Source organism: Pyrococcus sp. ST04 (assembly GCF_000263735.1).
Taxonomy (GTDB): domain Archaea; phylum Methanobacteriota_B; class Thermococci; order Thermococcales; family Thermococcaceae; genus Pyrococcus.
On record NC_017946.1, the window covers coordinates 355593 to 369492 of the forward strand.

General features: G+C 43.2%; 10 protein-coding genes. 5 read left to right on the top strand and 5 right to left on the bottom strand.

The window, feature by feature from the left end; translation table 11 throughout:
• The first annotated feature begins 64 nt into the window (after positions 1-64).
• On the top strand, positions 65-2179 hold the full coding sequence (gene purL, locus PY04_RS01850) for a phosphoribosylformylglycinamidine synthase subunit PurL (protein WP_014733481.1): 2115 nt from the start codon (positions 65-67) through the stop codon (positions 2177-2179).
• Here the strand turns inward: purL and PY04_RS09625 are convergent.
• From PY04_RS09625 to PY04_RS01875, 5 genes are read right to left on the bottom strand one after another with little or no spacing between them, the layout of a single operon-like run.
• Positions 2169-2339, bottom strand: coding sequence for a hypothetical protein (locus PY04_RS09625; protein ID WP_014733482.1), 171 nt, complete (start codon positions 2337-2339; stop codon positions 2169-2171). The two genes, purL and PY04_RS09625, sit on opposite strands and share 11 nt — an antisense overlap.
• A gap of 13 nt (positions 2340-2352) precedes the next feature.
• Positions 2353-3795, bottom strand: a complete 1443-nt coding sequence (locus tag PY04_RS01860; protein WP_014733483.1) for a bifunctional ADP-dependent NAD(P)H-hydrate dehydratase/NAD(P)H-hydrate epimerase — start codon at positions 3793-3795, stop codon at positions 2353-2355.
• Positions 3796-3849: 54 nt separating this feature from the next.
• Complete coding sequence (gene acnA / locus PY04_RS01865; RefSeq protein WP_237710131.1) at positions 3850-6363, bottom strand: aconitate hydratase AcnA; 2514 nt, start codon at positions 6361-6363, stop codon at positions 3850-3852.
• Positions 6360-7562 carry an NADP-dependent isocitrate dehydrogenase gene (locus tag PY04_RS01870; protein WP_014733485.1) on the bottom strand — a complete coding sequence of 401 codons (1203 nt, stop codon included), beginning with the start codon at positions 7560-7562 and terminating at the stop codon, positions 6360-6362. The genes acnA and PY04_RS01870 overlap by 4 nt, the downstream gene beginning before the upstream one ends.
• 41 nt (positions 7563-7603) lie before the next feature.
• Positions 7604-8722 carry a citrate/2-methylcitrate synthase gene (locus PY04_RS01875; RefSeq protein ID WP_014733486.1) on the bottom strand — a complete coding sequence of 373 codons (1119 nt, stop codon included), beginning with the start codon at positions 8720-8722 and terminating at the stop codon, positions 7604-7606.
• Between the two features lie 370 nt (positions 8723-9092).
• Here PY04_RS01875 and PY04_RS01880 point away from each other — a divergent pair, with 370 nt between their 5' ends.
• From PY04_RS01880 to PY04_RS01895, 4 genes are all read left to right on the top strand, one after another.
• Complete coding sequence (locus tag PY04_RS01880) at positions 9093-10202, top strand: glutamine amidotransferase family protein (RefSeq protein ID WP_048055898.1); 1110 nt, start codon at positions 9093-9095, stop codon at positions 10200-10202.
• Positions 10199-11707 (top strand): glutamate synthase-related protein, encoded by a 1509-nt coding sequence (locus PY04_RS01885; RefSeq protein ID WP_014733488.1) that lies wholly within the window; start codon positions 10199-10201, stop codon positions 11705-11707. Before PY04_RS01880 ends, PY04_RS01885 begins: the two co-directional genes overlap by 4 nt.
• Positions 11704-12537, top strand: a complete 834-nt coding sequence (locus PY04_RS01890; protein ID WP_014733489.1) for a hypothetical protein — start codon at positions 11704-11706, stop codon at positions 12535-12537. Before PY04_RS01885 ends, PY04_RS01890 begins: the two co-directional genes overlap by 4 nt.
• Positions 12538-12634: 97 nt before the next feature.
• Positions 12635-13879: an argininosuccinate synthase gene (locus PY04_RS01895; RefSeq protein WP_014733490.1), complete on the top strand. Its 1245-nt coding sequence runs from the start codon at positions 12635-12637 to the stop codon at positions 13877-13879.
• Positions 13880-13900 lie beyond the last annotated feature (21 nt).

Here is a 13900-nt window from a genome sequence, read left to right on the forward strand (position 1 = left end):
AAAAATAAGTCTTAAAAATGGGATTATTTTTACATTAATTCGTCAATAAAAAGGAGGGTTTCCCATGTTTCCTCATGAAGAAAAATTCATACGTGAGAGACTTGGAAGGGAGCCAAACGAGTTGGAATGGTCAATGCTCGAAGTTATGTGGAGCGAGCATGCCTCCTATAAGTCGAGCAGGCCGTGGCTTAAGCTTCTCCCAACTAAAAATGAGCACGTGATTCTTGGCCCCGGGGAAGACGCCGGGATAATAAAGTTCGATGAAGAAACGTGGATAGTTGCAGGTATAGAAAGCCACAACCATCCCTCTGCAGTAGAACCTTATGGAGGGGCTGCTACTGGAGTTGGGGGGATAGTTAGAGACATCTTGTGTATGGGGGCGAGGCCAATAGCCCTTCTTGACCCGATACGCTTTGGACCTCTTGAGAAAGATAGGAATAGGTACCTCTTTGAGTATGTGGTTAAGGGGATAGCGGATTATGGAAACAGGATAGGGGTGCCAACGGTTGGAGGAGAAACTGAGTTTGATGAGAGCCTGGATGGGTACACCTTAGTTAACGTTGCATGCATCGGGATAATGAAACCAGAACATTTGGTTCACAGCTATGTAACCGAGTCCGGGCTTAAGCTAATTTTAGTAGGGAACAGAACAGGTAGGGATGGCATCCATGGAGTAACATTTGCTAGTGAAGAGCTAAGCGAGAACGCGGAAGAGGAAGACAGATCTGCCGTCCAGATTCCAGATCCATTCACGGAAAAGTTGCTAATAGAGGCAACTCTTGAAGCTGTGTATACAGGCAAAGTTAGAGCCCTTAAAGATCTTGGAGGTGGAGGTTTAACATGTGCTGCTTCAGAAATGGCTGGAAAAAAGGGATTTGGGGCAATAGTCTATGCAGATAGGGTGCCTCTTAGAGAGCCAGGGATGAATGTCATTGAAGTTATGATATCCGAAAGCCAGGAAAGAATGTTGCTAGCTGTTAAGCCCGAGGACGTGGAAGATATAGGAAAGATATTCGAGAAGTACGAGCTTGAATGGACGGTTGTTGGGGAGATAATAGAGGAGCCGAGATTCATAGTTTACTGGCACGGTGAGAAAGTTGCAGATCTTCCAATAGATCTTCTGACGGACGTTCCTGTAATTAAATGGCCAACAAAACCGTATAGTGTTGAGAAAGAAGTTGAGACGCCAAGCATAAGCCTTGAGGAGGCCTTCGAGAAGGTATGGAGAAGTCCCAACATAATATCCAAAAGGTGGGTATGGGAGCAGTATGATCATGAAGTTCAAGGGAGGACAGTGGTTAAGCCCGGCTTTGATGCTGCAGTCCTTAAAATAAACGACAGCTATGGCCTAGCCTTTGTTGCCGATGGAAATCCCGGTCACAGTTATCTCAACCCATACCACGGGGCTATGGGTGCTGTTGCTGAAGTTGTGAGGAACTTAGTCAGTGTTGGAGCTAGGCCTCTAGCCTTGATAGATAATCTGAACTTTGCCTCTCCTGAGAGACCTGAGGTTTACTGGGCCTTTGGAGAAACCGTTAGAGGCCTTGCGGATGCTGCTAGGGCATTTGGCTTGGCTTATGTTAGTGGAAACGTTAGCTTTTATAATGAGATTGTTGACAGGCCAATAAAGCCTACCCCGGTAGTTGCCGGTCTTGGGAAGGTCAAGCTTGAGAAGATACCGGGAGGCCCAGAGGAAGGGGACTTAGTGGCTATAATAGGAGAGACAAGAAGGGAACTCGGTGGTTCTGAACTCTATAGGATTTTGGGCATTAAAGAAGGAATTGCGCCAAGAGTTTACCTTGAAAAAGAAAAAAGGAACGCAGAGGCAGTTTTAAGGCTGATAAATGAAGGATTAGTAAGCTTTGTCCATGATGTCTCAAAGGGTGGTCTAGCCATTGCATTGGCTGAGCTCTCTTCGTGGTTTAACGTTGGACTTAAGGCGGAATTCTCAACAGATCTTAAGCCGATAGATTTTGCATTCAGCGAAAGCCATGGGAGATATCTCCTAACGATTCCTGAAGAAAATTTGGATATTGTTAAGGAATTTGTTCCGGTCAAAGTAGTTGGTAGAGTTGGGGGAGAGAGCTTTGCTATTAAAATCAACAGAGAAAAAGTCGAGAAGAGCTTGGAGTGGCTCTCGGACATTTACTGGAATGAGTTATATCGGATCATGGATTGAATCTCTCGTACCATCTTAGTGCTAGGAATAGGACTATGAAAAATACCGTTATGTAGTAGCTTACTTGGTATGGGACATAGCCAAGAATCCCGAATGTATATAGGATAGTTAGGGGAATAACGAGGGCAAGTAAGAGACGGTAGAGCTTTTTCTTTTCCATATTTCTCCCTCTGCTAAAACTCTAGGATTTTCTTCAATGCTAGAGGAAGCCTCCTAGCAACGTCCATAGCAGTGAATGCTTCCCCCATTTCTTCTTTTGTTAAATCTCCTGCATATCCAACCAAAAATGTTCCAGCAGCAGCCGCTCTTAGTTGGCTGTTCCCTAATGCTAAAAACGCTCCTACGGTTCCAGCTAAGATATCTCCAGTTCCGCCCGTAGTCATACCTCTGTTTCCTGTTTTGTTGTATAGCCAAGTCTTGCCATCGCTTATTATATCGTACTCGCCCTTCAGAATTATTGTTCCACTAATCTCCCTAGCCTTCTCCATTACTATTCTCGCCTTCTCTTCTAGGCTCCCTTCTGGCTTTATTCCGAAAAGCTTTGAGAACTCTCCTGCATGAGGAGTTAATATGAAGGTTTTGTCCGCAAGTACTTCTAAGTGTTCTGAGATTATCTTAAGCCCATCGGCATCTATAACTACTGGTTTTTCTACTTTTTCAATGAACTCTCTAACAAAAGCTTTTGTCGGCTCACTAATGCCCAATCCTGGCCCTATAACTACTGCATCCACTTTCTCTGATATCTTTAGGGCTTCGTCAACATGTCTTGCTGTTAAGTTATCTCCTTTCACTTCCCTTATTATCAGGTCTGGATCATTTATCTTGCGCGAGACTCTCTCTGGCGTTAGAAGAAACACTAAGTCTACAAGATAACTTGCCGCCTTTGCTGCTAAATATGGGGCTCCATAGTAGTTTTCACTCCCTCCAATTACCAGTAGCTTTCCATTTTGTCCCTTGTGGCTTCCCTTTCTTCTGAATGCAAACTTGACATGTGCAGGTCCCACTAAGTGGTAGAGCTCCTTGGGATAGCCTATTTTTACTACTATCCTTTCAAACCCTTCGTATTCCTCCTTGTCCCATTGAAATGTGACAGCAAAATCAGCTTTTACCATTATTTCGCTTGGATAACCACTTGGCAAGTCAATACTGACGATTTTGACCTTTCCGGAGTGTTCGTTTATCTTTTCTATTGCACTCTTTATTGGCTCTCTTGGTGTTCCTTTAGTTCCGGCTCCAAGAAGGGCATCAACTATAACATCGAATTCACTCAAATCCAGCTCTTTTATCTGACTCGAATCCTTGAGTATCCTTATATTTACAAAGTCGAGGTTTTTGAGTATATTCCAATTAAGCTTGGCCTCTTCGCTTCTTATTTTTGTTTCTTCCCCTACCAGGAACACTGTTACACTGTTCTCATAGCTTAAGTGCCTTGCAACTACGAAACCATCTCCTCCATTGTTTCCTGTTCCACAGAACACTGCAATTTTTAGACCTTTTCCATATTTTTCTTCAATAATCCTTGCAACTCCTGCTCCTGCGTTTTCCATAAGTTGAAACGGTGTGATTCCAAGCCATTTGGCATTGATGTCCCAGATATAAACGTCCTCTATCCTCATGGTGCTCCCCAATTATATGAAAAAATAGTGGAATATAAGCATGACCATCTAGAATTAATTTCTGGATGAGGAAAGAAGTTCCTTGAGAGCAAATCTTAATATTCCGCCGGCTTTTATGTACTCGACTTCAATGGGTGTTTCGAGTCTAACTATTGCCTCAAACTCTATCTTTTCTCCATTGGGCCTCTTTGCTATGACCTTTACGATTTTCCCTGGATATAGGTCGTTAAGTCCTTTTATTGTGTATACTTCATCCCCTTTAAGGAGACTTCTGGTTGTTGGATCCTTAAACTGGAGGGGGAGTATTCCCATGCCAACTAAGTTACTCCTATGTATCCTCTCGAAGCTCTCGGCTATTACCGCCCTGACTCCGAGAAGTGCGGGTCCTTTTGCAGCCCAGTCTCTACTACTACCAACTCCGTACTGTTTTCCGGCAATTATTATTACAGGGATTCCTTCTTTTCTGTATCTCATTGCGGCCTCGTAAACACTCATCTCTTCTCCGGTTGGCCAGTAGACCGTTTTGAACCTCGCAAATGTTCCGCGCATCATGACCTCATGGTTGCCCCTTCTAGCTCCGTAGGTGTGGAGGTTTTTGACACCAAGTGATCTTAAGTACTTGCCAGCTGGACTTTCGGAGTCTATCTTTCCAGCTGGACTTATGTCATCAGTACTGATTCTATCTCCAAGCATTATTAGAACTCTTGCATTTTCAATGTCTCCTTTTATCGGTTCGAGCTCAAAGAACGGGGGCTTCCTTATATACGTCGACTTCTCATCCCACTCGTACAGTTCTCCCGAATTCGCCTTAATTACCTTCCAACTTTCGCTCTCAAAGAGGTTTTCATAGACTTCTCTGAACATGTCTTCTCCAATTTCGCTTTCTAACGCCTTTATCTCTTCCCTAGTTGGGAATATGTCCCGAAGATATACTGGTCTTCCATTTGGATCATAGGCTATTGGCTCATTTTCAAAGTCTACATTAATCCTTCCTGCTATCGCAAATGCGACAACCAGGGGTGGGCTGGCTAGGTAGGTGTGCTCTATTTTTGGATTTATCCTCCTTCTAAAGTTTCTGTTTCCACTGATGACAGCCGTGGCAGTTAGACCACTGTCTATGGCTTTCTCAACCTCATCCTTCAATGGTCCACTGTTTCCTATACAGCTTGCACACGCGAATCCATTCACATGGAATCCTAGTGCTTCTAGATAGCTCATTAATCCCAGCTTTTCTAAGTATTTAACAACAACCCTGCTACCTGGAGTGAAGCTTGTTTTTACCCATGGTTTTACTTTGAGACCAAGTTCAACAGCTTTCTTTGCTAGGAGAGCCGCTGAGAGGATGTTGTAGGGATTTGATGTGTTTGTGCAACTGGCTATTGCGGCGAGTGCGACTATGCCGTCCTCTACCTCAGTCTCGGCGTTTTCAATTAATATCTTAATTTTCTTCCTGCTATCTTTAAACTGTTCTTTTGCTTTTCTAAGGGGTATTCTGTCTTCTGGATGATGTGGTCCTGCTATGGAGGGTTCAACTTTAGATAGGTCCACTCTTATCTTTTCATCGAATTTGGGCTCGTTTTCTCTAAACAACATGTTCATTTTTGTATACTTCTCAACGAATGCTGCCTTCTCCTTTCCTCTCGTTAGTGAGATGAATCGAAGTGTTTCCTCATCAATTGGAAAGTATCCTACTGTTGCTCCGTTTTCGGGAGTCATGTTTGCTATTACAGCTCTGTCAAATGATGTAAGTGCCTCAAGATTTCCTGTATACTCCAGGAATTTTCCTACGACTCCTTTTTTCCTTAGCTTTTCGGTGATTGTCAAAACGATGTCTGTGGGGGTTACTTCTGGGGCGGGCTCTCCCTCAAGAATCACCCCAACGACTTCTGGAACTCTCATATAATAGGGTTGACCTAAAAGTGCGGCTTCCGCCTCTATTCCTCCTACACCCCACCCAAGAACTCCTATTCCATTAACCATCGGAGTGTGGCTGTCGGTTCCTAAGACCGTATCTGGATAAGCGATACCGTTTTCATAGAACACTATCCTGGCTAAATGCTCAACGTTTATCTGATGTATTATTCCCTTTCCTGGTGGAACAACTCGAAAGTTCTTAAATGCACTAGATGCCCACTTGAGTAGTGAGTATCTCTCCCTATTTGCCTCTAACTCTGCTTTCATGTTTTCGCGGAGGGAATATCTGGTTCCGTGGTACAGAACTATTAGGGAGTGATCTATTACCAGCTCGACGGGTATTAGGGGGTTTACTTTCGTTGGATCTCCTCCCTGCTCAGCAACGTGATCTCTCATTGCTGCTAAATCAACGACCGCTGGAACGCCTGTGTAGTCCTGCATTATTATCCTTGCAGGATAAAACGGGATTTCTCCTTTCCTCTCAAAGACGTTTGCTAGATGTTCCTCTGTTACAATGCCATTACCAATGTGTCTTAAAATGTTTTCAACAAGAATTCTAAGGGAGTATGGGAGAGAATGGACGTCATATCCTTCTCTCTCGAGCTTATTTAAGCTGTAGAATTTAATCCCTTCTCTCTCTTCTAAATACATCATTCATCCCCCTCAATGGCTTTTATAACCTCGTTTGTGAACTCTTCGGTGCTCAAAGCTTTTTGCTTGTCTTTTGCCAAATCGGCTGTAACTTTCCCAGATTCTATGGTTTTTCTAACGGCTTTCCTTATGAGATCGGCAGCCTCCTCCCATCCGATATATTCTAGTAATAGGGCAACGCTTAGTATAGCTGCTGAGGGGTTTGCTATCCCCTTTCCTGCTATATCTGGGGCTGTTCCGTGAACTGGCTCGGCGAGTGCTATGTGATCTCCTAGATTTAGGCCTGCAGCCATGCCTACTCCGCCAACGAGTGCGGCCGCTGCGTCGCTTATGTAGTCTCCGTTGAGGTTAGGTGTCACTATTATATCATATGCCCATGGTTTGAGGATTATCTGCTGAAACATGTTGTCCGCTATTCTGTCGTTTACTAGTATTTTCCCGGGTTTTTCTTCTCCTATGCTGATGTAATCTCCGAATTCCTTCTCTGCAACTTCATAGCACCATTCCCTGAATGCTCCTTCTGTGAACTTCATTATGTTTCCTTTATGCATTATCGTAACACTCTTTCTTTTTTTGTCAATTGCCCACTGTAGTGCCTTTCTCATAATCCTCTGAGTTGCGAATTTTGATATTGGCTTAAGGCTAAGTCCAGAATCTTCCCTTACTTTTATCCCAAATTCTTCCTCAAGAAACTTCATGACTTTTTTAGCTTCTTCGCTAAAGGCTTTCCATTCGATTCCTGCATAAACGTCTTCTGTGTTTTCTCTAAATATTATAAAATCAACATGTTCCGCGTATGCAAATGGAGTTGGAGCGCCGTAATATTTAACTGGCCTTACGTTGGCATATAGGTCAAGTACTTTCCTTAATGTAACGTTTAAGCTTCTGTGTCCGCTTCCTACTGGAGTTTCGAGAGGTCCTTTTATGGCAACCTTCGTTAGTGCTATTCCCTCTATGGTTTCCTGGGGCAGTAACTCTCCTCTTTCTTTTAGCGCCTTTTTTCCTGCCAGAAGCTCCCACCATATTATTTTTCTTTTTCCGCTGTACGCAACTTCCGTTGCCTTGTCTGCAACTTTTAGTGCCGATGGTATGACTTCCCTTCCTATTCCGTCTCCTTCTATGTAAGCTATGATCGGCTCATTTGGAACTCTGAGCTTTCCATTTTTAACTTCGATTATTTTACCCTCTTGGGGAAGCTCCATATAGCCACCTCCTAAAAGTTATGGAGAGAAGAGTGAGGGAGTTATTCTCTCATCTCTATTGGAACGTATTTTTTGCCAACCTCCCCAACATATTGGAGCCTCGGCCTGATTAGTCTGTTGTGAGAAATATACTCAGCTAGATGAGCTGTCCACCCTGCTATTCTGCCCATCGCGAATATTGTTGTGTACAGCTCTATTGGGATTCTCATTGCATGGAACACTATACCTGACCAATAGTCAACATTTATACTAACCCCTTTTTTGCTTAGGTGTTCTTGAACCAATGCTTCCAGCTTTTCGGCTATTGCGTATAATCTTTTATCTCCGAGCATCTTTGCATATTTTTTGAATATCCTAGCTCTTGGGTCGTACGTTTTGTAGACTCTATGGCCTGCTCCCATTATCTTTCTCTTTTCTTTCAGGGCGTTAAAAAACCATTCTTCGACCTTCTCTGGACTTCCTATCTCCATGAACTGCTTTATTGCTCCTTCAACAGCACCCCCATGAAGAGGTCCCTTTAGCGCTCCTATTCCTGCAACTATTGCGGAGTAATAGTCACTTAGCGTTGAGCCGACTGTCATAACTGTTAGGGTTGAGGCGTTTATCTCATGCTCTGCATACAGAATCAAGGCTACGTCCATAGCTCTTTCCCACTCTTTGGGGGGCTCTTCTCCGTGTAGCATGTACAAAAAGTTTGCTGCATGGCTGAGTTTTTTGGAAGGTTCAATGGGTTCAAGTTCATTCCTAAGTCTGTACATAGTTGCAACTATTGTGGGGATTTTTGCGGTAATGCTGATTCCTTTTTTTAATACGTCCTCCATTGTTGCACTTGGTTCCCCATTTAAATTCCCAAGGAATGAAACGGCAGTTCTCAAAACTCCCATAGGATGGGCTGCTCTGGGCATCTTTTCTAACAAATCGAGAAGTTCGGAGGGTAGCTTTCTATTTTTCACAAGGTTTTCTGAAAATTCTTTGAGTTCCCTCTTTGTTGGTAGCTTTCCAAACCATAGGAGATACGTGACTTCTTCAAACGTACTCAGCTCGGCCAATTCCTCTATGCTGTAACCTCTATAGTAAAGCCTTCCTCCTCTGCCATCTATATAGCATATGCTCGATTGATCTATGTAAACATTTTCAAGACCCCTAATTGTTGTGCTCACGACTTATTTCACCTCCGAAGGTTTTCGGATATCATTATACTTTATATTATTATTGGACAATTTTTGGTAAAATGTGCAATAGATCTTGATGTTTGTAAAGTATAATTTTGGATACATGTTTAAAATATGCACATTTTATGATAGATAAATAAAGAAAAGTGTGAAATCATCATATTAAAAAAATTTTCGTTAATATTGTTTATTTATTGGAGAATATTCTAAGTTAATGTGCATTAATGTCCAGCGATACATTTTCGAACATTATTAGGTTAATTAGCTAATTTTGTCAAAATATTTTAGACCAAAATAGAAAAATATAAAAAATATTCCTGTATCACTATGAGGGATAAATTGAGAAGGGTAGAGAGCCATGAGGTTCAACGATGATAAGGACTTTTCGGCGTGCGGTATTTTTGGCATAATGGACAGGGCAGGGAGAAGGTTCAGCGGAAAGCTCATAGTAGAAGCTATGTCTCTAATGAAGGTTAGAGGAAATGGTCTTGGAGCAGGATTTGCTGTTTATGGCCTTTACAAGAAGTTCAAGGAGTACTATGCCCTTCACATAATGCTTGACAACAAAGATGCAAAGGAAAAAGTGTACAGTTATATAAGTGCAAACTTTGACATAATCTATGAGGACGAGATCCCTGTAAATGACAAGGCGAATGTAGTTGATCCCCCCAAATTTATAAGGTATTTTGTTGCTCCAAGAAAGAAAGGTACGGAGAAGTCCCTTAGTGACGAGGACTATGTAATAAAAAAGGTCATGTATGTTAACAGACACATCGAGGGGGCTTACATAATTTCATCTGGAAAGAACATGGGGGTTTTCAAGGGAGTGGGGTTTCCAGAGGATATTGCAGATTTCTTCATGATAGAGGAGTACAGGGGGTATATTTGGACTGCACATACTAGATTTCCAACGAACACCCCTGGCTGGTGGGGAGGGGCACACCCCTTTAGCATTCTTGATTGGAGTGTTGTCCATAACGGTGAAATAAGCTCTTACGGTACAAATAAGAGATATTTAGAGATGTATGGATATTACAGCACTTTAAAAACGGATACTGAGGTTATGGCATACATTTTTGACCTCCTCATGAGAAGACAGGGGCTTCCAATAGAGGTTGTTGCAAAGATCCTTGCTCCTCCAATGTGGGATGAAATAGAAAGGATGTCCGAGAAAGAGAGAAAATTCTACAAGGCTCTCAGGATGACATATTCACCGTTGCTAGTTAATGGCCCCTGGGCTGTTATAGTCGCCAGACATGGAGAAATGTTCGGGCTTACGGATAGAATAAGACTCAGACCCTTAACTGCCGCGGAGAGGGGAAGTCTGTTCATGATATCATCGGAGGAAGCTCCAATAAGGTATCTCTTTCCGAAAGTTGACAAAGTTTACACTCCTTATGGTGGAGAACCAATAGTTGCGAGACTTGAAAAAGATGTTAAAAAATTCGTAGAGGGTGAAATAACGTGATATCCCACGTACTTCCGGAATTTTTGGTTGAGAGGGACGATGAGAGGTGCATAAAGTGCGGTGCTTGTGTGTACCAGTGCCCCTTTGGAGTGCATCAGTGGAATGAGGACAAGACAGACATACTTATTGACTACACCAAGTGCGTTGGCTGTCAGAGGTGCGTTGTGTTCTGCCCTACAGATGCCTTAATAGTTAGGCCGTATCCTGGCTCCTACAGACCAAATGCTTACTGGACCAAGGATATAATCACGGACATAAAGAGGCAGGCAGAAGGTGGGGGAGTTCTTCTTACAGGAACTGGGAACGATAAACCCTACAAGGTTTACTTTGACCATATTCTATTGAATGCATCCCAAGTTACTAATCCTCCAATAGACCCGTTAAGGGAGCCTATAGAGCTGAAGACATTCATAGGGAGGAAGCCAAGGCAGTTGGAAATTGATCCAGAGAACATTGAAATAAAAACAGAAATTCCTCCCAATCTTGAAATAGAAGCTCCAATAATGTTTGCCGGAATGAGCTATGGAGCCCTCAGCTACAATGCTTTTCTTGCAATAGCGATGGCTGCTAAGGAATTTGGGACCATGTTTAGTACTGGCGAAGGTGGCTTGCCACCTGAGCTCAGGAAGAAGTACGGGGATCATGCAATAGTTCAAGTAGCAAGTGGAAGATTTGGGGTTGATCCAGACTACCTTAACTCCGCTGCGGCCATAGAGATAAAGATAGGTCAGGGAGCAAAGCCGGGCATTGGAGGTCATCTGCCGGGGGAGAAGGTTACTGAGGGAATTGCTAGAACAAGAATGATACCACCTGGAACAGATGCTCTTTCTCCAGCTCCCCACCATGATATTTATTCAATTGAAGATCTGGCAACCTTGATACATGCAATAAAAGAGGCAACGAATTATGAAAAGCCTGTATTTGTTAAAGTTGCAGCTGTACATAACATAGCGGCTATTGCAAGCGGTATAGCTAGGGCTGGAGCAGATGCAATAGTTATAGACGGATTTAGAGGAGGAACGGGAGCGACACCAAAGATAATCAGGGATCACGTCGGGATCCCCATCGAACTTGCGTTGGCAGCAGTGGATAGGAGATTAAGAGAGGAAGGAATTAGGCATGAGGTCTCAATAATAGTCTCGGGAGGGATTAGGAATTCTGCAGATGTTGTGAAGGCGATAGCGTTGGGTGCTGATGCTGTGTACATAGGAACCGCTGCCCTAATAGCAATTGGGTGTACAATGTGTCAGAAGTGCTACACGGGCAAGTGTCCCTGGGGCATAACAACTCAAGATCCGGTTTTAATGAGGAGATTGAGCCCCAAAGCCGCGTCTAAGAGATTGGTAAATCTTCTAAAGGCGTGGAGTTTGGAAATAAAGGAGATGCTTGGTGCAATGGGAATTAATGCTGTTGAAAGCCTTCGCGGGAATAGAGAACATCTTAGGGGAATTGGGCTGGAGAAATGGGAGCTTGAAGTTTTAGGAATTAAGGGGGCGGGAGAATGAGTTTGGAAATTGGGATTGTAAACCCCTACCTGGAGAGAGTGAGGAAGTTAGATGACCTGAGCTCCTACATATTGAAATTTGAAAGTGGCGTTGCCGAGATAAATGCAAGGGATTTAACTCATAAGGAGGTCAACGACCTAATAAGGGAGTGCGTCATAAGAGGAGCTAAAAAAATAATTTTGAGAAACGTTTTTGGGCAGAGGTTCATTGGCACAAGGCTTGCTCTAAACGGTATCAAAGTTGAAATTGAAATACACGGCATCCCAGGGAACGACCTAGGTGCGTTTTTAGCGGGACATAGGATTGTTGTTTATGGAAATGCTCAGGATGGTGTCGGGAACACCATGGATTCTGGTGAAATAATAGTACATGGAAGGGCAGGAGACGTCGTCGCAATGAGCATGAGGGGTGGAGAAATTTACATACGAGACGGCGTTGGCTACAGGGCTGCAATCCACATGAAGGGATACATGGAAAGAAACCCAATCCTTGTGATAGGACAAAGTGCTCAAGATTTCCTTGGGGAATATATGGCGGGTGGAAGGGTTGTTGTGTTTGGAATTGGAATTAAAAGGCACAGGGCTAGATACATAGGCACAGGGATGCATGGTGGGAGAATACTAATAAGGGGAACTGTTGAAGAGCACCAGCTTGCGAAGGAAGCTACATTCTCTCAACTGACAGAAGAGGATTGGAAACTAATTGAAAAATCTGCAGAGAAGTTCTGCAATTACTTTGGTTGTGAGAAAGACGAAATTATTGAGGGCGATTGGAAAGTCGTGGCGCCGAAAAGCAAGAGACCTTATGGAGCCCTATATTCTGGCGAATGAAACTTTTTGTTTTATTTGCAACATTACAATTCTTTTTGTAATATCAATTACAAAAGAAATAAAAATATGTTATTTTTGGTAAATTTTGGTGACAAACATGAAAGTCGTGCTAGCTTACTCTGGTGGTCTCGATACATCGGTAATACTCAAGCTCATGCAGGAAAAACTTGGGGCTGAAGTTGTTACTGTAACGGTAGATGTCGGTCAGAAAGACGATTTTGAAAAGATTGAGGAAAAAGCATACAAGTTTGGGGCAGTTAAACACTATTACATTGATGCCAGGGAAGAATTTGCAAATAATTATGTGTCAAAGGCTATAAAAGCCAATGCACTATATGAGAAAGCTTATCCGCTAGCTACGGCCCTGGCAAGGCCGTTGATTGTTGAGAAGCTTGTAGAGATTGCCAAAAAAGAGGGAGCCAATGTTATAGCTCACGGCTGTACTGGAAAAGGAAATGATCAGGTCAGGTTTAACCTTGGAATAAAGGCCCTCATGCCAGAAGCTGAGATTCTCCAGCCAGTTGCAGAATGGAATCTCACCAGGGACTGGGAAATGGAGTATGCAAAAAAACATGGAATACCTGTAAGCGACAAAATTTACAGTATCGATGAGAACATCTGGGGGAGGAGCATAGAGGGAGGGGTTTTGGAGGATCCTTTTGCAGAGCCACCTGAGGAAGTCTTTGAGTGGACAGTTTCTCCAGCAAAGGCCCCCAACGAGCCAGAATATATAATGCTGGAATTTGAAAATGGTATACCTGTTGCTTTGAATGGAGAGAAAATGCCTCTCCTTGAGCTCATCATTAAGCTGAATGAGATCGCTGGAAAACACGGAGTAGGGAGGATAGACCACATTGAGGACAGGACCGTTGGAATCAAGAGCAGGGAAGTTTATGAAGCACCAGCAGCAGTTACTATAATAAAGGCCCATTACGACCTTGAAAAGCTCACACTAACCAAGTGGCTCATCGAGTTTAAAGACATCGTGGATTCAAAATGGTCTTGGCTGGTTTACAATGGGCTCTGGTATGAACCCCTCAGGCATGCTTTAGAAGGGTTCATAGAGGAGGCCGAGAAGGCTGTTAATGGAGAAGTCAAGGTGAAGCTTTGGAAGGGCAATGCGATAGTAGTGGGAAGGACATCAGACAACGCCCTTTATGATATAAAAGTTGCAACCTACGAGAAGTTCAGTAGCTTTGATCAGAAGCTCGCCAAGGGCTTTATTGAGCTCTTTGGAATGCAGAGTGTTCTGGCCTACAATGTCATGCACGGGGTTAAAACTATAACAACAATAGACGAGCTCAAAGAAGCTTTAAAGGAAGCTGAAAAGCTTGCTGGCTGATGCACTATTTTCACTTCTAAA